The sequence below is a fragment of the Erwinia sp. GW821-FHT03D09 genome, from assembly GCF_059420805.1.
Map to the genome: position 1 here is coordinate 128,128 of NZ_JBWKUK010000013.1, position 23,611 is coordinate 151,738.

Annotated in this window: 19 protein-coding genes; 9 read left to right on the forward strand and 10 right to left on the reverse strand. The window is 53.7% G+C overall.

Annotated elements, in window-relative coordinates; genetic code table 11:
* Positions 1–62 precede the first annotated feature (62 nt).
* From mnmG to ravA, 6 genes are all read right to left on the reverse strand, one after another.
* A complete protein-coding gene (mnmG, locus tag AC07U6_RS14700) occupies positions 63–1,952 on the reverse strand; it encodes a tRNA uridine-5-carboxymethylaminomethyl(34) synthesis enzyme MnmG (protein WP_494764373.1) in 1,890 nt (629 codons plus the stop codon).
* Positions 1,953–2,418: 466 nt separating this feature from the next.
* Positions 2,419–2,859, reverse strand: a complete 441-nt coding sequence (mioC, locus tag AC07U6_RS14705; protein WP_494764372.1) for an FMN-binding protein MioC — start codon at positions 2,857–2,859, stop codon at positions 2,419–2,421.
* Between the two features lie 167 nt (positions 2,860–3,026).
* Entirely contained in the window at positions 3,027–3,488 is a 462-nt protein-coding gene (gene asnC / locus AC07U6_RS14710; RefSeq protein ID WP_494764371.1) for a transcriptional regulator AsnC, read from the reverse strand.
* 118 nt (positions 3,489–3,606) lie between these two features.
* Complete coding sequence (gene ovoA, locus AC07U6_RS14715) at positions 3,607–5,748, reverse strand: 5-histidylcysteine sulfoxide synthase (RefSeq protein WP_494764370.1); 2,142 nt, start codon at positions 5,746–5,748, stop codon at positions 3,607–3,609.
* A 94-nt stretch (positions 5,749–5,842) separates the two neighbouring features.
* Positions 5,843–7,303 carry an ATPase RavA stimulator ViaA gene (viaA, locus tag AC07U6_RS14720; RefSeq protein WP_494764369.1) on the reverse strand — a complete coding sequence of 487 codons (1,461 nt, stop codon included), beginning with the start codon at positions 7,301–7,303 and terminating at the stop codon, positions 5,843–5,845.
* Positions 7,300–8,793, reverse strand: coding sequence for an ATPase RavA (gene ravA, locus AC07U6_RS14725; protein WP_494764368.1), 1,494 nt, complete (start codon positions 8,791–8,793; stop codon positions 7,300–7,302). The genes viaA and ravA overlap by 4 nt, the downstream gene beginning before the upstream one ends.
* Before the next feature lie 244 nt (positions 8,794–9,037).
* On the opposite strand from ravA, the gene kup reads away from it, so the two are divergent.
* Positions 9,038–10,906, forward strand: coding sequence for a low affinity potassium transporter Kup (gene kup / locus AC07U6_RS14730; RefSeq protein ID WP_494764367.1), 1,869 nt, complete (start codon positions 9,038–9,040; stop codon positions 10,904–10,906).
* A 31-nt stretch (positions 10,907–10,937) separates the two neighbouring features.
* Here kup and qseC read toward each other — a convergent pair whose 3' ends face one another.
* Together qseC and qseB are read right to left on the reverse strand one after the other, a co-directional pair.
* Positions 10,938–12,284, reverse strand: coding sequence for a quorum sensing histidine kinase QseC (gene qseC / locus AC07U6_RS14735; protein WP_494764366.1), 1,347 nt, complete (start codon positions 12,282–12,284; stop codon positions 10,938–10,940).
* The gene (gene qseB / locus AC07U6_RS14740) at positions 12,281–12,940 is read right to left on the reverse strand and encodes a quorum sensing response regulator transcription factor QseB (RefSeq protein WP_494764365.1); all 660 of its coding nucleotides are present in this window, start codon (positions 12,938–12,940) and stop codon (positions 12,281–12,283) included. The genes qseC and qseB overlap by 4 nt, the downstream gene beginning before the upstream one ends.
* Before the next feature lie 220 nt (positions 12,941–13,160).
* Between qseB and AC07U6_RS14745 the strand changes: the two genes are divergently transcribed.
* Complete coding sequence (locus tag AC07U6_RS14745; protein WP_494764364.1) at positions 13,161–13,562, forward strand: YgiW/YdeI family stress tolerance OB fold protein; 402 nt, start codon at positions 13,161–13,163, stop codon at positions 13,560–13,562.
* Between the two features lie 117 nt (positions 13,563–13,679).
* Positions 13,680–13,979, forward strand: a complete 300-nt coding sequence (locus AC07U6_RS14750) for a hypothetical protein (protein WP_494764363.1) — start codon at positions 13,680–13,682, stop codon at positions 13,977–13,979.
* 59 nt (positions 13,980–14,038) lie between these two features.
* On the opposite strand, the gene AC07U6_RS14755 is transcribed toward AC07U6_RS14750, so the two are convergent.
* Positions 14,039–15,658 (reverse strand): cholesterol oxidase substrate-binding domain-containing protein, encoded by a 1,620-nt coding sequence (locus tag AC07U6_RS14755; RefSeq protein ID WP_494764362.1) that lies wholly within the window; start codon positions 15,656–15,658, stop codon positions 14,039–14,041.
* 400 nt (positions 15,659–16,058) lie between these two features.
* Here AC07U6_RS14755 and rbsD point away from each other — a divergent pair, with 400 nt between their 5' ends.
* The 6 genes from rbsD to rbsR all read left to right on the forward strand — a co-directional run bounded on the left by rbsD (position 16,059) and on the right by rbsR (position 21,859).
* Positions 16,059–16,478: a D-ribose pyranase gene (gene rbsD / locus AC07U6_RS14760; RefSeq protein WP_494764361.1), complete on the forward strand. Its 420-nt coding sequence runs from the start codon at positions 16,059–16,061 to the stop codon at positions 16,476–16,478.
* A gap of 7 nt (positions 16,479–16,485) precedes the next feature.
* Entirely contained in the window at positions 16,486–17,991 is a 1,506-nt protein-coding gene (rbsA, locus tag AC07U6_RS14765) for a ribose ABC transporter ATP-binding protein RbsA (RefSeq protein ID WP_494764360.1), read from the forward strand.
* 2 nt (positions 17,992–17,993) lie between these two features.
* Positions 17,994–18,962 carry a ribose ABC transporter permease gene (gene rbsC / locus AC07U6_RS14770; protein ID WP_494764359.1) on the forward strand — a complete coding sequence of 323 codons (969 nt, stop codon included), beginning with the start codon at positions 17,994–17,996 and terminating at the stop codon, positions 18,960–18,962.
* Positions 18,963–18,987: 25 nt separating this feature from the next.
* Positions 18,988–19,863, forward strand: coding sequence for a ribose ABC transporter substrate-binding protein RbsB (rbsB, locus tag AC07U6_RS14775; RefSeq protein WP_494764358.1), 876 nt, complete (start codon positions 18,988–18,990; stop codon positions 19,861–19,863).
* Between the two features lie 62 nt (positions 19,864–19,925).
* Positions 19,926–20,855, forward strand: a complete 930-nt coding sequence (gene rbsK / locus AC07U6_RS14780) for a ribokinase (RefSeq protein WP_494764357.1) — start codon at positions 19,926–19,928, stop codon at positions 20,853–20,855.
* A 2-nt stretch (positions 20,856–20,857) separates the two neighbouring features.
* A complete protein-coding gene (gene rbsR / locus AC07U6_RS14785) occupies positions 20,858–21,859 on the forward strand; it encodes a ribose operon transcriptional repressor RbsR (RefSeq protein WP_494764356.1) in 1,002 nt (333 codons plus the stop codon).
* Here rbsR and mdtD read toward each other — a convergent pair.
* Complete coding sequence (gene mdtD / locus AC07U6_RS14790) at positions 21,856–23,256, reverse strand: multidrug transporter subunit MdtD (protein ID WP_494764355.1); 1,401 nt, start codon at positions 23,254–23,256, stop codon at positions 21,856–21,858. The genes rbsR and mdtD overlap by 4 nt on opposite strands.
* Positions 23,257–23,611: the final 355 nt, after the last annotated feature.

Genomic DNA, 23,611 nt, shown 5'->3' on the forward strand with positions numbered 1-23,611 from the left:
GATTTACGGCAGCAGAAATGCCGGGCAGGGGGCGGATGACTATCCGTCCCCCGTTGACGTCGTTATGCGCTTTTGCGCAGCAGTCCCTGCTTTTTAAGATAGATAAGCAGAATGGAAATCGCTGCAGGCGTAACGCCGGAAATACGCGAAGCCTGCCCGATCGATCCCGGTTTGTGGTCGTTAAGCTTGGCGATCACTTCGTTAGAAAGGCCGCTCACCTGACGATAGTCCAGCTCCACCGGCAGTAGTGTGTTTTCATTACGCTGCTGTCTGTCGATTTCTTCCTGCTGGCGTGCGATATAACCTTCATATTTCACCTGAATTTCAACCTGCTCGGCAGCCTGCTCATCGCTTAGCGCCGGGGCGAAAGTGCTCAATGTCATCAGCTGTTGATAGGTCATTTCAGGGCGACGCAGCAGATCTTCACCGCTGGCTTCTTTGGTCAGCGGTGCGCTGATAACCGTATTGATCTCATCAACGGTCGCGGATTTCGGGTGAACCCAGATATCACGCAGGCGCTGGCGCTCCAGTTCGATACGCTCCAGTTTTTCATTGAAGCGCGCCCAGCGGACGTCATCGACCAGCCCCAGCTCACGACCGGTAGCGGTCAGGCGCAGGTCGGCGTTGTCTTCACGCAGCATCAGGCGGTACTCGGCACGTGAGGTAAACATGCGGTACGGTTCTTTGGTGCCGAGCGTGCAGAGATCGTCAACCAACACGCCAAGATAAGCCTGATCGCGACGCGGCGCCCAGCTCTCTTTATCCGCAGAGAAACGACCGGCATTCAGCCCGGCCAGCAGTCCCTGGGCGGCGGCTTCTTCATAGCCAGTGGTACCGTTGATCTGTCCGGCGAAGAACAGACCCTGAATATATTTACTTTCCAGCGATGGTTTCAGATCGCGCGGGTCGAAGAAATCGTATTCGATGGCGTAGCCGGGACGCACGATTTTGGCATTTTCCATCCCCTGCATTGAGCGGACGATCTGCATTTGCACATCGAACGGCAGGCTGGTTGAGATGCCGTTTGGATAGATTTCATTGCTGGTCAGGCCTTCCGGTTCAAGGAAGATCTGGTGCGCATTACGATCGGCAAAGCGCATAACCTTGTCTTCGATCGACGGGCAGTAGCGAGGACCGATCCCTTCGATGATCCCGGCATACATCGGGCTACGATCGAGGTTATTACGGATCACGTCGTGAGTTTTCTCATTGGTGTAGGTGATGTAACACGGCACCTGCTTTGGATGCTGAGCTACGTTACCCATGAACGAGAAGACCGGCATCGGTGTATCACCGTGCTGGGTTGCCAGCACGCTAAAATCGATAGTGCGGGCATCAATACGTGGCGGTGTACCGGTTTTTAAGCGGTTAACGCGCAGCGGCAGCTCACGCAGGCGACGTGCCAGTGGAATGGATGGCGGATCGCCGGCACGGCCACCGCTGTAGTTATCCAGTCCGATATGGATTTTGCCATCAAGGAACGTCCCGACGGTCAGCACCACGGCTTTCGCACGGAACTTCAGGCCCATCTGGGTAACGGCACCGACGACACGATCGTTTTCGACAATCAGATCCTCAACCGCCTGCTGGAAGATCATCAGGTTTGGTTGATTCTCCAGTGCGGTACGAACGGCTTGACGATACAGCACGCGATCCGCCTGGGCACGGGTTGCCCTGACTGCTGGCCCTTTGCTGGCGTTTAGTATCCTAAACTGGATACCGGACTGGTCAATGGCATGAGCCATCAGCCCACCCAGTGCATCCACTTCTTTAACCAGATGTCCTTTCCCGATTCCCCCGATCGCCGGATTGCAGGACATCTGCCCGAGCGTATCGATGTTGTGGGTTAATAACAGGGTTTGTTGACCCATACGGGCAGCTGCCATTGCAGCTTCGGTTCCCGCATGACCACCACCGATTACGATGACGTCAAAAGGATCTGGATAAAACATGGTACTGCACCTCGCGGTTTGTGCGATTAAGGGATCGTTGCCCGGGGCGTGAATTCTACTCAACTTTAGACGACGGGGAAAGCGGCGGGATCTTCACGTATTAAAAAGAAGATCTTTTTTATTTAAAGATCTCTTTATTAGATCTTCTATTAGGATCGTCCTGGTCTGTGGATAAGCACTTTTTGCTGATAAGGATCAACATATTAAGGCGGATCATTAGCTGTGAATGATCGGTGATCCCGATCCGTATAAGCTGGGATCTAAATCCCATGTTATACACAGGCCCAGTCAAGGTACTCAGTTGTTCTTGGGATAACAACTGGTTATTACGGGGTATTAAGCATGGTTATCCACAGATGAATGCCGAAAAACCAGGCGAAAAAGCACATAATTTACAAAACTCAGATACTGAAAAGCCTCGACCGCGTGGATCGGACAGTCGATCGAGGCCCGATCCACGCGATATTTAGATCGAATCTTTCCAGGTTTCCACCCAAACGCCGGCAGGATCTTCCGGAATCTCATGTTCGAGGACGTCAATTTTCAGGCAATCACCAATGCGTTTCGCACCCAGCGAGCTCAGTAGCGTTTCAAACTGATCGATAGCACCGCAGAACAGGTCGTATTCACGGTTGCCTATGCCTACCGCACCGTAGCGCAGGTTACTCAGATCCGGTTGCTGTTCCTTTATAGCATCAAAGAACGGCTGAATATTTTCAGGCAGTTCACCGGCACCGTGGGTTGAGCTCACCACCAGCCATATCCCTTCAGGCTTCACTTCATCCAGTTCCGGGCCGTACAGTGTTTCGGTGGTATAACCCGCCTCGTTCAGCTTCTCTGCCAGATGATCGGCAACGTATTCTGCGCTGCCTAAGGTGCTGCCACTGATTAAGGTAATATCGGCCATGATGGGATCTCTGAGTCACAAAGGTGGGCATTGTACTCTGTGATCAGATTGGGATCTACCTGTGGGTAAGTAGGGGTATTACATGGATATAGCATTAAGCACAAAGGAAAACATCTGTGCATAAAATGATTCACAGGATCGTCTGAGAGAGGCGAGTAAGCGCCCGATCAGGGCTTGATTGCCCTCATGATCGGGTTCTGCAGGGAGATCAGCGTTTCCGTGGACTGAATTTCGTCAATGGTCTGGATCTTATTGATCAGCACCTGCTGTAACGCATCAATAGATCGACACATCACCTTGATAAAAATACTGTAATGCCCGGTGGTATAATAAGCTTCCACCACTTCATCAAGTGCCTCAAGACGGGCCAGTGCTGAAGGGTAATCCTTTGCGCTTTTGAGAATAATGCCAATAAAGCAGCAGACGTCATAACCCAACTGCTTTGGATCGATTTCTACCCGCGTGCCTTTGATGATCCCTGCCTGCTTCATCTTTTCGACGCGCACATGGATGGTGCCGGGGCTGACGTTAAACTGCTTGGCCAGCTCGGCGTAGGCGGTACGGGCATTGTCCATCAGGGCGATCAGAATGCCGCGATCGAGATTATCGGGCTGTATATTTTCGGCCATAGTGGCTCCATGATTATTAGCGGGCGCTTGCAATAGCGTTACTGTGCGGGATAGTGAAGGCGATGGCAATCGATTGAAGTGAACCGCAGGCAGCAGAGTGCCTGCGGGGTAGGGGAGGTCAGCGTTTACGCCACAGGGTCAGCTGCGCCAGTGTGTGCTGGTATTTACGTGCCGTTTCGCGAATGACAAACGGAATATCCTGTGCCGGCGCGATCTCTTCAAAATCCGCCGCCAGCAGTCGCTGTAATGCCTGGTAAGTGGTCAGGGCTTCCCCATTCTCACGCACTCCACCGAGCCAGTTTTCTTTCGGCGTATACTCCTCCAGCCAGGTATAGGGTGAGGAGAGCATCAGTACGCCGCCGCTACGGATCATACCGCTGATATCCTCCAGGAAGCGCTCAGGCTGGCGTAACCGGTCGATCAGGTTGGAGGCCAGTACCAGATCGTAGTATTCCGGCTGCGGTTTCAGGTTGCAGGCATCGCCCTGTACGAAGTGAATTCGGCTGGCCTGTTGGGTATCCAGACCAAAATCTTTCAGCCGGACCTGGCGATATTCCACCAGCTCACCCTCTTCCTGGGTGACATAGCGGAAATCCTCTCCGCCGGTGAGCTGCAGCGCCACGTCAATAAAGCGTGCCGAGTAGTCCATGCCCACCACCTGCTCGAAATGACGAGCCAGTTCAAAGCTGGCACGGCCGGTGGCACAGCCGATATCCAGCGCACGCTGTCTTTTATCCGTCAGACCGCAGGCGATTTCCACCAGCGCGCGTGCATAGTTGGCCACGCCGAAATATTCCGGGCCGTACTGGAAATCCAGATACTGTGACACCATGGTGTCGGTTTCGTACGGATTTTGCGCCATGGTTTCCTGATGGCTGGAAACAACATAGCGGAATCCGGCATTCTGGAAGAAGTGGCGGCGGAAGGCATAGCGCGCAGATTTCAGCGCCTCGTTACCGGTGGAGATCCAGCTTCCGCCTTTGATCAGCGCATGTTTGCCGTCAAAGGTCGGTGTGGAGAAATCGTCGTACAGCGGATGCACGCGAAATCCTTCAAAGCCGTTAATGGGCGTGGTGGTCCACTGCCAGACGTTGCCGATCAGATCGAAGAAATCACCCTGACTGAAGCAATCCACCGGGCAGGAAGAGGCCCAGTAGGCCAGATTGATATTGCCCGGCGCGGTGTCCCAGTCGGGCTGATCGCCAGCAACCTGCTCACGCAGCAGCATCCACTCGCTCTCTGCGGGAAGCTGGATAGATTTACCGGTTTCCTCGGCCTTCCAGCGGCAGAAAGCGGCGGCCTCAAGCTGGTTCACTTCGGCAGGCCAGTCCCACGGCATCGGCACTTCTTCCGTCATCAACCTCAGGCGTAAGGTATCCGGCTGTTCGGCGTCCCCGACCCAAAAGGTTGGCATGGTGGCTTTAGAAAATTCCCGCCAGCCCAGGCCTTCTTCATCCCACCAGCGTGATTGTTGATAGCCACCCGCCGCGACGAAGGTGAAGAACTCGGCGTTGCTGACCAGCATTTTACTGGCGCGGAAGGGCTTCACTTCACTTACCTGCGTGCCGTATTCGTTATCCCAGCCGTAAGTTTGATCGGTTTTTCCCTGGGTCACCCGGCCACCGGCCACGGCGATAAGCGAATTTTCCGGAACCGCATGGCGATCGTGACGGGCATCAGCACATGCCGGCCAGTGGGGCTGAGGCTTGACCCATTCGATGGGCAGCTGGCGCATCAGCACGCTGGAGGTTTCCAGATGAATGCGTTCGTGTTCAATCCCCATCAGGATCACCCACGCCGGGCTGTCCCAGCCGATAGGCAGCGACAGCGGCATGGTTTCGATAAACTGCTCCACGCGGGTACGGACCTTACCGCGATAGTCACGCAGTTCGCTGACCGATGGCCAGCTGTAGTGGCTGTTATCCAGGTCGTCCCAGCTCATTTCATCAACGCCGATCGCCATCATGGCTTCGATCCGGTCATCAATTCGGGCGTCAATCAGCCTGCCCGCCATCAGTTTATTAATGTAGAAGGTGGCGGTATGGCCAAAATAGAAGATCAGCGGATGGCGTAGCGGGATCGCTTTAGTGTAATACGCCTGTTCGTCCGCCAGGCAGTCAAACAGGCGCTCGTAGAGTTCCCAAGTCTGGCGGAAGTAAGCGAGCAGCTGTTGACGTTTTTGTTCGGGATCGCCGCCGTTAAGAAGAAGCGTGCGGGTAGGGGCGGGAAGTCCGCTCTGATGTTGTTGTTGTGCTGTCACGTGATGCTCCCATCTGCCGGTTGGCTAAAGCCGATATATGACTATAGCAAATAAGGTTTGCAGGATTTTGCGCAAAGGGCGCAGGGGAGAGGGGTTAGCGCTGCCAGCGGCGCAGCAGGCGGCTTTTCAGCCCGGTGTCAAAGCGCCAGATATGGTTGAAGATGCGCATGATGGCCGGTTTTCCATGATCGGACATGGCAACGGCGTGGAAGCGCTGCTGCTGGCGGTTCTGATGATCGCGAACGCGTTTGACCAGCTCTTCCGGCAGGCGCTGAGCGATAAAATCGGAGAGGATCACCGCATCGGCATCCTGCCACGGGCTGCTGCTGAGTTTTTTCAGCACTTCATCCAGACAGGCGGCGAGGTCGGTACCGCCGCGAAAGCGCTGACTGAGAAATCGTATCGCCTGGCTGATGCCGTCTCCGGCGGTCAGTTCGTAGCCCACAACCTCATGGGCAAACAACATAACGTAGCAGCGGCGGTTGTCGGCCAGCGCCACTTTAAGCAGCGCCAGGCAGAAGGCTTTTGCACAGCGTTCGTTAAACCCGCCCATGGAACCGGAGGTATCCACGCAGACGATAAACGGCCCGCGCGGCTGTTCGTCATGATGCTGATGGATCACGGGCCGCTCGGTGATTTTATCGCGCCAGCTTTCACCCTGCAGCCGATAGGTGAGCAGCCGTTTTTCCACCAGCCGACGATAAAATTCGAATTCCAGCTCGCTGATGCCGAGGGTGGCCAGCTCCGGCGGCAGCAGGCGCAGGATATCATCGCTCTGATGCAGCCCGTTGACCTCCTCCGGCACGCTTTCCGGCTCGCGTACCAGCTGGTGGAAGGCTTCCAGCGGTGCCTCTTCCGCCTGAACGGCTTTGGCTTCGCGGCTGCGGCCCAGCTGTTCGGCCAGCTTCATCAGCTCGGGCTGCCCCGCCAGAAAATCGCCGTACTGCACAATCAGCTGATAATCCTCGCGCTGAAGCGAGCTGCGGGTCAAATCCCACAGCCTGCCCGCTGCGGCATCATCATCGCTGGCCAGTACCGGAGCCAGCTGGCCGCTCATTGCCATCCGGTGTTGTAGTTCCGCCAGCAGCTTATCGCGCTCCTGATCCAGTAGCTGTTGGTTCAGCGACAGGGTTTGCAGCGTCAGGCTCAGCCGCCAGCGCTGTAGAAACAGCGTCTGCTGCGCCGCACTGAGATGACCGATCTCCGCATGTTCGACCAGCAGACGGGCTTTTTCCGCAAACTGGGATGAATGCGTATCCAGCCACGTGAGCAGTTCGGGCAACTGGACACTGAATTCGTGACTGTTCAGTGACTGAAAGTGCTGGAAGCGGCTGAACTCTTCGGCCACATCCTCCGGTACCGGGGTGGATTTCAGCTGTTGCAGAACCCCGGCTTTCCAGTTGGGTAAATCGCGGGTCAGGGCATTTTTCAGCCCCGGGAATTTTTTAAAAAAAGCGGCCAGCTTGGGGGAGGCCAGCATGGCGATGGCCACTTCTTCGATCAGCTCGTTTTCGCTGATGGTCAGTAACATACTCAGCGTATCGAGTGAGATCACTGACGTGCCTGCTTCAGCTGTTCGGCCACCTGTTGCAGGCTGTCTTCGACGCGGGCCAGCCAGTCATCGCTGATAAACAGGCAGCGATGGTGCTGGCTGAACAGCGTACGCTGGGCGCGAAGTTGAGTATCCAGCTCATCCAGCGTCTGGATAATCTCTTCCGGCAGCGTCTGCTGGAGTTTGCCGGGCAGCATCAGCCGCGAACTTTGCAGGCTGATATCACGCAGCGTCAGGCATTCCTGAGCGTCCACGTGCAGGTCCAGCACCTGCGCAAAGCCGATACCGTTCAGCTTGCCGCGCACCTCTCCACCCTTTTGCAGCCAGTGATGTAGCGCCTCGCGGGCAAGGGTGACGTGCGTAACCTGCATATCATGCAGCGTCAGCGGCTTTTGCAGCATCAGGGTCAGCTCATCGGCCGACAGCGCGGCGGGCAGCTCGAAGTGCGGTTTACGGCTGAACATGCCGCCGTGCTTCTCCAGGCGAATGGCCTGCTCAACGCTCTGCTGCTGCTGAAGCGCCAGACGGCGGGCGTTAACCTGCTGCAGTTTTATCAGGATCGGCTGCTGCTGCCACGCCTGCTGAGTCAGCAAATTATCAATTTCACGATCCAGCAGTTTCATCGAATTCACGTCGTGCCACAGGCAGTCTTTCAGCAGGATCAGATCGATCGGCGCGATAGAATTGCGCCCGCTGTAAAAGGCGCTGGCCTGCAGCAGATGAATGGCTTTTTTCCAGCGGCGGTCGGAAATATACGGCGCCCCCGGCTGGTTCTCTAATAGCTGGCGCAGCTGGAAGATCAGCTCGAAGACATCATCCGGCAGGTTCACTTTGGTAATGCCCTGCTGCCAGGCCAGATACTCCTCGTCGCTGATGCACAGCGATTCCGCCACCGGATTCTGATTTTCATCCTGCTGGTGGGTCAGCAGGCTGCGGAAATTTTGTTTCTCATGGACGTTATCCAGCCACAGGCGGATCAGCATGCGGTCATACAGCGCTTCCAGTCCGCTGTCTGCTTCCGGCAGTTCGTTGGAGGCGGTCACCAGCAGCCGCATTGGAATTTTTTCTTCATTGTCGCCGTTGCGAAAACGGCGCTCGTTGATGGCGGTCAGCAGGGTATTGAGGATCGCCGGACCGGCTTTCCAGATCTCATCAAGGAAGACGATCTCCGCGTCGGGAAGATAACCTTTGGTGAGCCTCTGATAGCGCCCCTCATCCTTAAGCGCCTGGATGGACAGCGGGCCAAACACCTCTTCCGGCGTTGAGAAGCGGGTCATCAGATATTCAAAGGCGCGGGAGTGCTGAAAAGCAAACTTCAGGCGTCGGGCGATCAGGCTCTTGGCTATGCCCGGCGGCCCCAGTAAAAAAACGCTTTCGCCACATAGCGCGGCAAGAAGGCAGAGTCGAATCGCGTGATGGCGTTCGTAAAGTCCTTTCTCTAATGCATTGCTCAGGCGGGAAATACGCTCCGCCAGTAGGTGAGACTGGGCCATAATCAAACATCCATCCTTTTTCTACGGTCAGGCCAGCATTGATGGCTGGCGAGCGCAAACACTACTGACTATGATGCTTGAAAGAGTTGATAGCAGTCAGCTTTTTTATTGTCAAAGGGTGACACTGGCCATTGAAGTGAGTTCCGATTGGGCGATATCCCGTCAATAAACAATAGGCATTCGTGATGAATCATGCATACTGTGCGCAATCCCGCGCTGGCCGGCTGCAACAAAAGATTAACCTATGAGCTCTGACAAAAAGCAATCCCTTGGTGCCGTTACCCTTGCCGCAATAGGCGTGGTCTACGGTGATATCGGTACCAGCCCACTGTATACCCTGCGCGAATGTCTGTCGGGACAGTTCGGCTTTGGCGTAGAGCGTGATGCGGTATTTGGTTTCCTCTCCCTGATTTTCTGGCTGTTGATTCTGACGGTATCCCTCAAGTACATCACCTACGTCATGCGAGCGGATAACGCCGGTGAGGGTGGTATTCTGACGCTGATGTCGCTGGCCGGGCGCAATACCGGCGGGCGTGCAACCGCGATCCTGCTGATTATGGGCCTGATTGGCGGTAGCTTCTTCTATGGCGAAGTGGTGATAACCCCGGCGGTATCGGTGCTGTCGGCGATAGAAGGGCTGGAGATTGCGGCACCGTCGCTCGACAGCTATATCGTCCCGCTGGCGATTGCCGTGCTGACTCTGCTGTTTGTGATTCAGAAACACGGTACCGGTATCGTCGGTAAGCTGTTTGCGCCAGTGATGCTGGTGTGGTTTGTGGTGCTGGCGGTGCTGGGCGCGCGCAGCATCCTCAATAACCCGGACGTACTGCAGGCAATGAACCCTTACTGGGCGGTTCACTTCTTTATTGAATATAAAACCGTGTCGTTCTTCGCGCTGGGTGCCGTGGTGCTGGCAATTACCGGGGTGGAAGCGCTGTATGCGGATATGGGCCACTTTGGCAAATTCCCTATTCGACTGGCGTGGTTTATCGTGGTGCTGCCGTCGCTGGTGCTGAACTATTTTGGCCAGGGGGCGCTGCTGTTGAAACATCCTGAAGCCATCAAAAACCCGTTCTTCCTGCTGGCGCCTGACTGGGCGCTGATCCCGCTGCTGCTGCTGGCGACCCTGGCCACGGTGATCGCCTCTCAGGCGGTGATTTCCGGCGTATTCTCGCTGACGCGCCAGGCGGTTCGTCTGGGCTATCTGCCGCCGATGCGTATTGTTTACACCTCAGAGCAGGAATCCGGTCAGATCTATATTCCGGTGATTAACTGGCTGCTGTTTGTTGCCGTGGTGATCGTGATCGTTGGCTTTAAGCACTCCAGCAACCTCGCTGCGGCCTACGGTATTGCGGTGACCGGTACCATGGTGCTGACGGCTATTTTGTGTACAACGGTGGCGATCAAAAACTGGCACTGGAATCGCTATCTGGCACTGCTAATCCTTGTGGCGATGCTGTGTATTGATGTTTCCCTGTTCTCGGCCAACCTGGTGAAGGTTTTCTCCGGCGGCTGGCTACCGCTGACGCTGGCACTGGTAATGTTTGTGATTATGACTACCTGGAAAAGCGAACGCTTCCGCCTGCTGCGCCGTATGCATGAACACGGGAATTCGCTGGAGGCGATGATCGCCTCACTGGAGAAATCGCCGCCGGTCAGGGTGCCAGGAACCGCAGTGTATATGTCGCGCGCGCTGAACGTGATCCCTTTTGCCATGCTGCATAATCTTAAGCATAACAAGGTGCTGCATGAACGCGTGGTGCTGCTGACGCTGCGCACCGAAGATGCGCCGTACGTGCATAATGTGAAACGCGTGACCATTGAGCAGCTTTCTCCAACCTTCTGGCGCGTGGTGGCCAGCTATGGCTGGCGCGAAACGCCAAACGTTGAGGAGATCTTCCACCGCTGCGGTCTGGAAGGGCTGAGCTGCCGGATGATGGAAACCTCGTTCTTTATGTCCCACGAATCGCTAATTATCGGTAAACGACCGTGGTATCTGCGCCTGCGCGGCAAGCTGTTCCTGATGCTGCAAAAGAACGCCCTGCGCGCGCCGGATCAGTTTGAAATCCCGCCTAACCGGGTGATCGAGCTGGGTACGCAGGTCGAAATCTGATCGGCGGGCGCGGTCTGAATATGGCCGCGCCCTACAGCCATACCGTAACGGCTAATCCTCCCTCATCCCGATTCTTCAGCGTCACCCTCATGCCGTGAAGCCGGGCAATATGATGAACGATCGATAATCCCAAACCGCTACCGGATTGCTCCTGGCCCGGAGGCCGGTAAAAACGTTCGCCGATGCGCGGCAGGATGTCCGCCGGAATACCGGGGCCGTTATCGCTTATCGTCAGGCTGTTTTCCGTTAGTACCAGCCCCACCTTGCTGCCCTCCGGTGCATAGCGGATGGCGTTATCCAGCAGATTGCGCACCAGCAGGGCCAGCAGAAGCGGGTTTGCCAGGCGCCTGAGCGATTCTTCTGGCGCATCCAGGCTAAGATCGATCCCTTTTTCCCGCGCCTGTTCATAGTGCTCGACCACCGCCTGCTGCAATAGAGACTGCATTTCCAGCGGCTGTTTTTGCAGATCCTGGCCGTTATCCAGCCGCGAGAGGATCAGCAGCTGATCCACCAGCCGTGTGGCGCGATCGATACCGATATCCAGATTATTCAGCGCGTGGCCGAGCGTTGAGGCATCGTCGTGTGCCAGCTGTGCCACTTCGGCCTGGACCTTTAGCGCCGCCAGTGGGCTGCGCAGCTCGTGGGCGGCATCGGAGGTGAAGCGCCGTTCACGCAGTAGCATGGCACTAATACGGGCAAACAGCTGATTCAGCTCGTCCAGCAAGGGACGGACTTCCTGTGGGACGCGCCCTGTTTCGAGCGGCGCGGCATCATCCGCCGCCCGCTGGCGCAGCTGTCGCGCAATGTACTTGAGGGGTTTCAGTTCGTGGCTGACCAGCCAAAGCATCAGCAGCAGCATTACCGGTAGCGCAACCAGCCAGGGGCTGAGGCTGGCCCGAACCAGATCGCGGGTCATATCATCGCGATACTCCCACTCCTGGCCCACCGCCACGATATAGCGACCGTCCGCCGTAGTCAGCCACACCAGCCGCCACATATCGTCATCGCCGTTTAACCTGCCGTCGGTGAACCCGTCGCGCTGGTAGCTGAAGGGGAAATCTTTGCCGTTATCGCCGTCATTGAGCAGCATTTTCCCTTCGCGGCTGAACACGGCGAAGGCCAGCGCATCATCTTCCTGATCGCCACGATGATGGCGCAGCAGTTTTTTGGTTTTTGGCAGGGTGAGGGGATCGGTGCTGAGTCGTTCAGGATTGATTGCCGCCAGCCGCTTGGCAAACAGCATCTGCTGGGTATCGAACAGCTGATTGATATTGTGCCGCGTTTGCCACCAGCCGCCTACTGCGGCCGCCCCCCAGCACAGAATGCTCAGCAGCAGAAAACCGACCGTCAGCCGCAGCCGCAGGCTTCTTTTTTTCATAATGCCCCCAGCGTGTAGCCAATGCCGTGAACGGTACGGATAAATTCACTGCCCAGCTTTTTGCGCAGGTGATGGATATGCACCTCAACCGCATTGCTCGAGACATCTTCATCCCAGCCGTAGAGCTTCTCTTCCAGCCGGGCGCGGGTCAGCACTCGACCCGGGTTGAGCAGAAACAGCTCCAGCAGCGCCAGTTCGCGCGCTTTCAGCTCCAGCGGTTTGCCGTCCAGGGTGACGCTGTGGGAAGCGGGTTCCATGATCACACCGCCGTGTTGCAGCGTAGGCTGTAGCTGGCCGTGACGTCGGCGGATCAGTGCCTGCAACCGTGCCGCCACTTCAGTAAGGGCAAATGGCTTACACAGATAGTCGTCAGCGCCCTGCTGCAGGCCTTCGACCCGCTGCTCAAGGGCGTCGCGGGCGGTCAGTATCAACACTGGCTCATCGCGGCCCTGCTGTCGCCACTGGCGCAGAATGTCCATCCCGTCGATCTCCGGCAGGCTGAGGTCCAGCACCACGGCATCGTAGGGCGCGGCGCTGAGGGCGAGTAAACCGTCATGCCCCTGAGTAAACCAGTCAACGCTAAAGCCCAGCTTGCCCAGCCCGGCTTTAATTCCGTCACCAATCAGGCGATCGTCTTCAATCAGTAAAATTCTCATCGGCTTATCCTTTGTTGTTAGCCGTTTTATACGAAATGAGGATGCGGCTTGTACAGGAAGCATCGGCGAAATTGCCTGAATTTACGCAACAAACAGAAATAAACTCATCAGCGGGCGTTCCTTAAGATCCTGTTAAGAAGCGTTTGTTTTAATCACTTTCAGAGACCCTCCGGCAGTGGAACGCTGCCTCCGTTCAGGAAGAAAGGTGATAAAGATGAACATGAAAAAAACAGCTGCATTACTGGCGATTACCGCCCTGATTTCTACCCCGGTTCTGGCCGTACAGGGAGGCGGCTTTGTTGATCCGAGTGCACCGACGTCCGTCGTTCAGGAAGGGGGCTTTAGCGGCCCGAATGGCACGATGGTGACCGTAAAACAGGCGCAGGATATGAAAGACGACGCCTGGGTAACGATGCGCGGTAATATCGAGAAACGCATCGGTGATGAAGACTATCTGTTTCGCGATGCCACCGGCACTATGACGGTCGAGATTGACCATAAGCGCTGGAAAGGACTGGTCGTTGGTCCGCAGGATAAGGTCGAATTACAGGGTAAACTGGATAAGAACTTTAATTCAGTGGAGCTGGATGTGAAACAGGTTCGTAAAATAGATAACTTATAAGAAAAAACAACAATTATAATATTAACAGTATGTTTTGCTATTGTTTTTACCCTTATATAAGTTAATGATGTGTTCGCATTATTTTAGTAAATCTCATCTTGTTATAAGGATATGAAAATGAAAGAGCTTACAACACAAGAAATTATGCAAGTGTCCGGCGCTGGTTTTTTTTCTGATGTTTTACGCTTCAAAGGAAATGTTATAATTGATTCTGTGAAAGTTACGAATGATGTGCTTAATACGACGCTTGTTTCATCAGTAGGTAAAAGTTTTGATGCAGTTGGACTGGGGGGAGTACATCGTTTTGCCGACTCGTTGGGTTATGGACTTTTTAAGGCTGTAGCTGGAGCTGGTAGCCTTCTTGGTGGTGATGCTAGCCGTATAACCTATCATTATGATTGGGAATGGGGTGGCTAACATTCAATTCTTTAATTGATAAAAAACCTCCATTTATGGAGGTTTTTTATTACGGTTCATTAACCAATATCAAAAAGCTTCTCAATGAATGGGGATGTGAATAAATTGTAAGGATCATAGTTGTTTAGCGTACTAATGGCATCATTCCAGCTTTGGCTATCCTCCTCTTTATTGCTAAATGTTTCAGGGATGGTTTTTTTGAGGGTTTCTTGATTATCCCATGCGGATTCATTACTGTATGCCCACCCTTTACTCCATTCTACACGAACTGCACAATCATTATTATTGAAGTGGGAGAATATCCATTTTTCCATTTCATTATAAAACCTGCATGCATCCGGAGTTCCTGGCATAGTCAAGATATCCAGCCAGACGGCAACATCCCATTCAGGGTGAGATTTATTTGGTTTTATCGCTGATAATGCTGGCATTACTGCTCCTGAAATCAGTGTTTCATCAGGTTTATCCAATCCAGTGACTCTTATTTCAATAGGACCATTCATCGGCCATGAGTTATGGCTTTCATAGCTAGCGACCATTTTTCTGTAATGGCTAACAAAATCGTACAATACGCTCTGAATGTTATCCCTTCGTGTCAAAATCGCATAACCATTTGCGGTTACACGTAGCGTAGTAGGTTTGACATACATCAGCACGTCTTTACTCCAGCCCCACAGATCAAAGGTGTTTGTTATTCCGAGACCAATATCGACAAGCTCGGCTTGTAATTTTCCAAGTGACGGAGTGAGCTCCGGTTGTCCATTGTTGATTTTTTTAATCAGATTGGAGATTTTTAGGGGAAGATTATCTGAAAATTCATAGTTAAAGGGGGAATGAACTGGACGTGATATAGAGGGATAAACAGGAGTTATAGTCCATGTCTTAAGCCATGGTTTTTCGGTGAAAGGGAACCATATAGCCTCGGCGCGTCCACATTGGTCCAGAAAAGAGCTGAACGTTTTTTTCCCGCTACTATCTTTAGCAAAAAGTTCATCAGCTGTAATATTAACATAACTTTGGCAGCGTAGACGTTGGTTGCGAGGTACTTGTAAAGTGACTTCATAAACCAGTGCCCGGCCAACGTGAACCATAAATGCCGCCATCTCTGGTTCAGTTCGTTGGAAGGTTTTCATCTCATAATTTTCTGATTCTGAATTCCATACTACTGCCTTGAGAGAAATAATTGAGTTGCTCATAGAACCATAAGATCCACCCTGAGGGTATTTTTCATTTTTAGCGGGTATACAGGTGCCGTGTCCACCAATAGCTAAAACACCACCTAATGTTAGATCTCCAGGTGCTGGCATTCCAACGTAGCCCAGCTTTTGTTGCTCCAGCTGAGTAACAAATTCCAGCATCGTAATTCCTGTTCTTGCTGTGACCAGCGCATGTTCACCAAGTTTTGTAATGGCAACTTTTTTTACGGTTTTTTTTAGGTCAACAAGTATTACATTGCTGTTATTTTCTCCGTTTATAATAGTTAGTGGAGACCAATTATGTTTCATTCCCAATGGTCTGACTTTTTTATTGTTATTTTTAGCGAAGTTTACTATATCTAATAGCTGCTCTTCATTGATTGGTTGATAGCAAAGAATGTGATTCCCAGTTATTTCATTAGACCAATTCTTAAAGTCAATATAGTATTTTTTTATTTTTTCAAATCTTTCGTTTAGAAGCATAATATGTTCCTTTGATATGTTGTCTTATATGTTTTGCTTAACTTAATTAGTTATTACATATAAAGTTGGTGAATATTATCCTGTGTTTTATGATAGTCACTCGATAAAAATTATCGAGTGACAACTACGCGATAAACTAAAATATGCCGTCATTACATAGAGAAGCCTTAAATATTATCTGCTTAGTGTGTTGTGCGTCGAGACAGGAAAGTCAGGTTATGGCGACGTGAGCAGTAAAAAAATCAGGATTATTCAGAGGGAGGAATTACCCCAAACTAATTAGTGCATCTCATTAGCGAAACGTTTCGATAGCGATCACATTTTCACAACTTGATGATTGTTTCCCCTTCCCCATTGCTTAAACTGTTAGTTAGCGAAACGTTTCGCTCTGGAGTGAAAGATGAAAAAAGGCACCTTACTGAATTCTGATATTTCGTCCGTGGTTTCCCGTTTGGGACATACTGATAGCCTGACCATCGGTGATGCCGGCCTGCCTGTTCCGCATGGCCCGCAGCGCATCGATCTTGCGCTGACTCACGGTATTCCCAGTTTTTTGCAGGTAACCAAAACGGTAATTGAAGAAATGCAGGTTGAGAGCGCCATCCTTGCGGAAGAGATTTTGCAACACAATCCGCAGCTCCACAGTGAACTGATCGCCCTGCTTAAATCCTTGCAACAACACCAGGGTAATACAATTAGTATCAGCTATATCAGTCACGAACAGTTCAAACAACAAACACAACGTAGTAAGGCTGTTATTCGCAGCGGGGAGTGTTCTCCGTATGCGAATATCATCCTTAACGCTGGCGTGACCTTCTGAGGCCGTTATGCAACCTTTACTGCAACTGAAAGGCATTGATAAATCCTTCCCCGGCGTGAAAGCGCTGTCGGGGGCTGCACTTGCCGTTTACCCTGGCCGCGTCATGGCGCTGGTGGGAGAAAACGGTGCCGGTAAATCCACCATGATGAAAGTCCTGACCGGGATCTACGCTCGCGACGCCGGCAACTTTGAGTGGTTGGGGAAAGAAACAACGTTCAACGGACCTAAAGCCTCGCAGGAAGCGGGGATCGGCATTATCCACCAGGAACTTAATCTGATCCCGCAGCTAAGCATTGCGGAGAATATTTTCCTCGGTCGCGAATTCGTTAACCGCTTTGGACGCATTCAGTGGAAAGCGATGCACGAGAAGGCGGATGCGTTGCTGAAACGCCTGAATCTGCGCTTCAGCAGCCATAAGCTGGTGGGCGATCTGTCGATCGGCGATCAGCAGATGGTGGAGATTGCCAAGGTGCTGAGCTTTGAATCTAAAGTCATCATTATGGACGAACCAACGGATGCACTGACCGATACCGAAACTGCCTCGCTGTTCCGCGTTATCAAAGAGCTGAAGGCGCAGGGCTGCGGCATTGTGTATATCTCCCACCGTATGAAAGAGATTTTTGAGATTTGCGATGATGTGACTATTTTCCGCGATGGCCAGTTTATTGCCGAACGGGAGGTCAACTCGTTAAGCGAAGAGTCGCTGATCGAAATGATGGTGGGTCGCAAGCTGGAAGAGCAGTATCCGCGGCTGGACAAAGCACCGGGTGATGTTCGTCTGAAAGTAGAGCACCTCAGCGGCTCCGGCGTTGACGATGTCAGCTTTACTCTGCGCAAAGGGGAGATCCTCGGCGTGGCGGGCCTGATGGGCGCGGGACGCACCGAATTAATGAAGGTGCTGTACGGTGCGCTGCCGCGTTCAGCCGGTACCGTAACGCTGGACGGTAAAACGGTAGTGGCGCGTTCGCCAGAAGAAGGGCTGCTTAACGGCATCGTCTATATCTCTGAAGACCGCAAGCGCGATGGCCTGGTGCTGGGGATGTCGGTAAAAGAGAACATGTCGCTGACCGCCCTGAAGTATTTCAGCCATACCGGCGGTCGCCTGAAGCACGGTGAAGAGCAGCTGGCCGTCGGGGATTTTATCAAGCTGTTTAACATCAAAACGCCCTCGATGAATCAGCCGATCGGCCTGCTTTCCGGCGGGAATCAACAGAAGGTGGCTATCGCCCGCGGACTGATGACCCGGCCTAAGGTGCTGATCCTGGATGAACCGACTCGCGGCGTGGATGTTGGCGCGAAGAAAGAGATTTATCAGCTAATTAACCAGTTTAAAGAAGAGGGGCTGAGCATCATCCTTGTCTCTTCTGAAATGCCGGAAGTGCTGGGCATGAGCGACCGCGTGCTGGTGATGCACGAAGGGCGCCTGAGCGGTGACTTCCCGATTGAACAAGCCTCGCAGGAAATTCTGATGGCGGCAGCGGTAGGCAAACAATACAGCACGGAGCTGGCATAACTATGAGTACGCAAAAAATCCCTTCACGCCGCCTGATCAGTAAGGCATGGCTGCTTGAACAGAAATCGCTGATTGCGCTGGTGGTGCTGATCGCCATTGTCTCCAGCATGAGCCCGAACTTTTTCACCGTGGCGAACCTGTTCAATATTCTGCAACAGACCTCGGTTAACGCCATTATGGCCGTGGGGATGACGCTGGTTATCCTGACCTCGGGCATCGATCTTTCCGTTGGTTCGCTGCTGGCGCTGACCGGCGCGGTGGCGGCATCGATCGTTGGCCTGGAAGTGAATGCGCTGGTGGCGGTTGTCGCTTCGCTGGCGCTGGGCACCCTGATCGGCGGTATTACCGGTACGATTGTCGCGAAAGGCAAGGTTCAGGCGTTTATCGCCACCCTGGTGATGATGCTGCTGCTGCGCGGGGTGACCATGGTGTACACCAACGGCAGCCCGGTGAATACCGGCTTTAGCGACAATGCGGATCTGTTCGGCTGGTTCGGTATTGGCCGCCCGCTGGGTATCCCAATGCCGGTCTGGCTGATGGCAATTGTCTTCTTTGCCGCATGGTACATGCTGCACCACACCCGTTTGGGCCGCTATATCTATGCGCTGGGCGGTAACGAAGCGGCGACCCGCCTTTCAGGCATCAGCGTGAATCGGGTAAAAATCACCGTTTATGCGCTGTGCGGTATGCTGGCCGCGCTGGCCGGCACCATTGAAGTGGCGCGCCTTTCTTCCGCACAGCCAACGGCGGGAACCGGCTATGAGCTGGATGCGATTGCGGCCGTTGTGCTCGGCGGTACCAGCCTCGCCGGGGGTAAAGGCCGAATTATGGGAACCCTGATCGGTGCGCTGATCCTTGGTTTCCTTAACAACGGGCTGAACCTGCTCGGTGTGTCTTCTTACTACCAAATGATCGTCAAAGCTGTAGTGATTTTACTGGCGGTGCTGGTAGACAACAAAAGCAGTAAATAACTGATTACCCTACAGGATTAAGAATATGAAAAAACTGACTGCACTGGCTTTACTGTTAAGCGCTACCCTGAGCACCAATGCGCTGGCAAAAGATACTATCGCGCTGGTGGTATCCACGCTGAACAATCCTTTCTTCGTGTCGCTGAAAGACGGTGCGCAGAAAGAAGCCGATAAGCTGGGTTATAACCTGGTGGTGCTGGATTCACAGAATAACCCGGCGAAAGAGCTGGCAAACGTGCAGGACCTGACCGTTCGCGGCACCAAGGTTATGCTGATCAACCCAACCGATTCTGATGCGGTGGGCAATGCGGTGAAAATGGCTAACCAGGCGAACATCCCGGTTATCACGCTTGACCGTTTAGCGGCACAGGGCAAAGTGGTCAGCCATATCGCTTCTGACAACCGCGCAGGCAGTAAGCAGGCAGGCGAATATATCGCTCAGAAGCTGGGTAACGGCGCCAAAATTATCGAACTGCAGGGGATTGCCGGTACGTCAGCCGCGCGTGAGCGTGGTGAAGGCTTCAAGCAGGCTGCCGATGCGCATAAATTTAATATCCTCGCCAGCCAGCCGGCCGATTTCGATCGCACTAAGGGCCTGAACGTGATGCAGAACCTGCTGACCGTGCATCCTGATGTGCAGGCGGTGTTTGCCCAGAATGATGAAATGGCGCTTGGCGCATTACGCGCATTGCAAACTGCCGGTAAATCTGGTGTGGTAGTTGTGGGCTTTGATGGCACGCCTGATGGGGTGAAGGCTGTTGAAGGCGGCAAACTGGCCGCGACCATCGCTCAGCTGCCGGAGCAGATTGGTTCTATTGGTGTAGAAACCGCTGATAAAGTGCTGAAAGGGCAAAAAGTAGATGCTGTATATCCGGTAGACCTGAAGCTGGTCACCAAATAAATCAAAGAAAAGCATGGCACGCGCCACCCTCGGGTGGCGCACTTATCTGGACGATTCCCCATATGAAAAATACCGGCAAACTGGCTGTTCTTGGCAGCATCAACGCAGATCACATTCTTAATCTGGCGCAGTTCCCGCGTCCGGGTGAAACGGTGATCGGGAGGCAGTATCAGGTCGCATTTGGTGGAAAAGGGGCGAACCAGGCCGTTGCTGCCGGGCGTAGCGGCGCGGATATTTCCTTTATTGCCTGCGTGGGTCATGACGATATTGGCGAGCGTATTCGCAGGCAGCTGGCGGACGATCGTATTGATGTGGCACCGGTTATTGCCGTTGAGGGGGAGTCTACCGGCGTGGCGCTGATTTTTGTCAATGGTGAAGGAGAAAACACCATAGGTATTTATGCCGGTGCGAATGCGGCGCTGACGCCCGAGCGCTTGACTCAGCATCAGCAGGTGATTGCCGATGCTGATGCGTTACTGATGCAGCTTGAGTCCCCGCTGGATAGCGTGCTGGCCGCCGCGCGTATTGCCCATCAGAATCAGACCCGGGTGATATTGAACCCGGCCCCGGCAACGGCGCTTTCCGATGAACTGCTGTCGCTGGTGGATATGATTACCCCTAATGAAACCGAAGCGCAGATTCTGAGCGGCGTGGCCGTAAAAACCGATGAGGATGCAGCGAAGGCAGCAGCGGTGCTGCATGCCAAAGGTATTGATTCGGTCCTTATCACCCTCGGTAGCCGCGGCGTGTGGCTGAGCGAGCAGGGCAACGGTCAGCGTATCCCTGGATTCCGCGTAGAGGCGGTGGATACGATTGCTGCCGGAGATACGTTTAACGGTGCGCTGATTACTGCACTGCTGGAGAAAAAGCCGATGGCCGAGTCGGTGCGCTTTGCCCATGCTGCCGCGGCGATTGCCGTAACGCGCCATGGTGCCCAGCCTTCCGTACCCTGGCGTGACGAGATCGACAGTTTCTTGCAATCGCAGGGGTAAACGTGGCCACTATGAAAGATGTCGCCCGGCTTGCGGGCGTCTCAACCTCTACCGTATCCCACGTGATTAACAACAATCGGTTCGTCAGCAAGACGATCCGAGAGAAGGTCACTTCGGCAATCCGCGAGCTCAACTATGCGCCGTCGGCGCTGGCCCGCAGCCTGAAGCTGAATCAGACCCGCACCATCGGCATGCTGTTGACCGCCAGCAGCAACCCGTTTTACGCTGAAGTGGTGCGAGGCGTTGAGCGCAGCTGCTATGAGCGTGGATACAGCCTGATTCTGTGTAATACCGAAGGAGATAAGGACCGCATGGATCGAAGCCTGGAAACGCTGCTGCAAAAGCGCGTTGATGGCTTGCTGATCATGTGCACCGAAAGCCATCTGCCTTCCGCCGAGATCCTTGGCCGCTATCCTTCTATTCCTTTGGTCATGATGGACTGGGCACCGTTTGAAGGCGGCAGCGACATCATTCAGGACAACTCGTTGCTGGGAGGGGAAATGGCGACTCAACATCTGATTTCCCGTGGCTATACGCGCATTGCCTGTATCGCAGGTCCTCAGGACAAGACGCCAGCGCGCCTGCGCTTTGAAGGCTATCAGCGTGCGATGGCCACGGCGGAGCTACCGATCCTGCCCGGATATATTGTTGACGGTGATTTTGAATTCCAGGGGGGCTTCAACGCCATGCAGCAGCTGTTAATGCTAGACCCGCGACCTCAGGCAGTATTTACCAGTAATGATGCTATGGCCGTTGGCGTTTATCAGGCGCTTTTCCAGGCCGGGATGACCATTCCGCAGGATATGGCGGTGATGGGATACGATGATATTGAGCTGGCGCGCTATATGACGCCGCCTCTGAGTACTATCCATCAGCCGAAAGACGAACTGGGTGAGCTGGCGATTGATACTCTGCTGCATCGGCTGAGTAGCCCCGATGCAGACCTGCAGTTGCTGGCGCTGACACCGGAACTCATGGCGCGTGCTTCAGTGGGTAAACGCTAAGCTTTCTTCTTTTTATCGCGGTCGCTGATCAGATTACGGCCGTCCCCCGGTTTCAACAGCAGGAATACCAGCGCGGAAATCACGGTGATGACTCCCATCGTCAGGAAGGTGGCGTGGAAGTGCTGGAAAGTTGTGCCATCGAAGTTTTCATAAAAGCGCAGTACTGCCGCGCTGACCGCCACACCAAAACCAATCGCCAGCTGCTGCGTTACCGCCAGCATGCTGTTGCCGCTGCTGGCATTGGCATCGGTTAAATCCGCAAGGGTGATGGTGTTCATCGCCGTAAACTGGGTAGACATCGCCATCCCGAGAATAAACAGCGGGATTAACATTGCCAGCACGCTCCAGCTCGCTGATTGCAGGGAAAACGACGCAATCAGCACGCCGATAATCACACTGATACCGACCAGCGTTTTACGATAGCCAAACCAGCGCAGAACTCTTGTGACCAGCGATTTTGCCAGAATCGATCCCAGCGCAGTCGGAGCCATCATGCATCCGGCGATCAGTGCAGTATAGCCAAAGCCAACCTGTAACATCAGCGGCATCAGAAAAGGAATACAGCCGGTACCCAGGCGGGAGGCGATATTGCCGATGATGCCTACGGAGAACGTGTGGGTTTTAAACATTGGCAGTGGCAGCAGCGGAGAAGGGTGGCGGCGGGCGTGCACTATATATAGAAGGAGAAGGAGAATCCCCCCGACCAGTACGCTCAATGCGATAAGGGTGGAGACGACACGCTCACCAAACAGCTCGATGCCGCTTGAGATCCCAACCAGTCCAAGACCGAACAGCAGGAAGCCTGCCATGTCGAACCGTCGTTTCGGAGTGGTGAAATCTGGCATGTATTTGCGCGCATAGATAATACCGAGGGCGCCAATCGGGATATTGATGAGAAATATCCAGTGCCAGGTTGCCCATGTTACCAATACGCCTCCCAGAAGAGGGCCAAGTACCGGGCCAATCAACCCGGGCATAGTGACAAAGTTGAGTACAGGTAACAGCTCGCTTCGCGGATAGGCCCGCAGCAGGGCCAGTCGGGCGACGGGCATCATCATCGCACCGCCGACGCCCTGGATAACGCGAGAGATCACCAGCATACCCAGCGAGTCTGATAGCGCGCAGGCGAGGGAACCAAAAGAGAACAGGAATACGGCAACGATAAACACCTTACGCGTACCAAAGCGGTCGGCCAGCCAGCCGCTGACCGGGATCAACATGGCGACGGTTAAGGTGTAGCTGATGACGGCTGACTGCATGGCCAGCGGTGAACGGTTAAGACTATGGGCGATGGCGGGCAGAGCGGTGTTGAGAATGGTGGCATCAAGCGCCTGCATAAAGAACGCCATGGCGGCGATCCACGGAAGTCCGGCCATACTGCGCGCGGATTTTATCATTGGTCGTCCTTTTTTATTTTGGAAGCCAGCAGAAATCTGCCTGCGGTGCAGCAAGAATGGCATCCCGTATCTCAATTTTGTGATGGGCGTCTGCTGTTTTCTGGCTATATCTGGGTGATTCTTAATCGACTGTTGTATTCTTTTTATTCATCTGGTTAAAAATGTGACGCTCGGTGATTTATTTGCAATAAAAACTTGTCAGCCGCCAGAAAATCCCTATACTGCGCCTCCACTGACACGGAACAACGGCTTACAGGCCAGCGTGTTAGAGGTTCAGGAAGTTGTCTGAACCGCCGGAAAAAACCTCTCAAAAAGAGGTTGACTCCGAAGGAGGAAAGCGTAATATACGCCACCT

Bases quoted from the DNA above. Each gene is read 5' to 3' on its own strand.
- mnmG (WP_494764373.1), bottom strand. From the start codon at position 1,952: ATGTTTTATCCAGATCCTTTTGACGTCATCGTAATCGGTGGTGGTCAT.
- mioC (WP_494764372.1), bottom strand. From the start codon at position 2,859: ATGGCCGATATTACCTTAATCAGTGGCAGCACCTTAGGCAGCGCAGAA.
- asnC (WP_494764371.1), bottom strand. From the start codon at position 3,488: ATGGCCGAAAATATACAGCCCGATAATCTCGATCGCGGCATTCTGATC.
- ravA (WP_494764368.1), bottom strand. From the start codon at position 8,793: ATGGCCCAGTCTCACCTACTGGCGGAGCGTATTTCCCGCCTGAGCAAT.
- kup (WP_494764367.1), top strand. From the start codon at position 9,038: ATGAGCTCTGACAAAAAGCAATCCCTTGGTGCCGTTACCCTTGCCGCA.
- qseC (WP_494764366.1), bottom strand. From the start codon at position 12,284: ATGAAAAAAAGAAGCCTGCGGCTGCGGCTGACGGTCGGTTTTCTGCTG.
- qseB (WP_494764365.1), bottom strand. From the start codon at position 12,940: ATGAGAATTTTACTGATTGAAGACGATCGCCTGATTGGTGACGGAATT.
- AC07U6_RS14745 (WP_494764364.1), top strand. From the start codon at position 13,161: ATGAAAAAAACAGCTGCATTACTGGCGATTACCGCCCTGATTTCTACC.
- AC07U6_RS14750 (WP_494764363.1), top strand. From the start codon at position 13,680: ATGAAAGAGCTTACAACACAAGAAATTATGCAAGTGTCCGGCGCTGGT.
- AC07U6_RS14755 (WP_494764362.1), bottom strand. From the start codon at position 15,658: ATGCTTCTAAACGAAAGATTTGAAAAAATAAAAAAATACTATATTGAC.
- rbsD (WP_494764361.1), top strand. From the start codon at position 16,059: ATGAAAAAAGGCACCTTACTGAATTCTGATATTTCGTCCGTGGTTTCC.
- rbsA (WP_494764360.1), top strand. From the start codon at position 16,486: ATGCAACCTTTACTGCAACTGAAAGGCATTGATAAATCCTTCCCCGGC.
- rbsC (WP_494764359.1), top strand. From the start codon at position 17,994: ATGAGTACGCAAAAAATCCCTTCACGCCGCCTGATCAGTAAGGCATGG.
- rbsB (WP_494764358.1), top strand. From the start codon at position 18,988: ATGAAAAAACTGACTGCACTGGCTTTACTGTTAAGCGCTACCCTGAGC.
- rbsK (WP_494764357.1), top strand. From the start codon at position 19,926: ATGAAAAATACCGGCAAACTGGCTGTTCTTGGCAGCATCAACGCAGAT.
- mdtD (WP_494764355.1), bottom strand. From the start codon at position 23,256: ATGATAAAATCCGCGCGCAGTATGGCCGGACTTCCGTGGATCGCCGCC.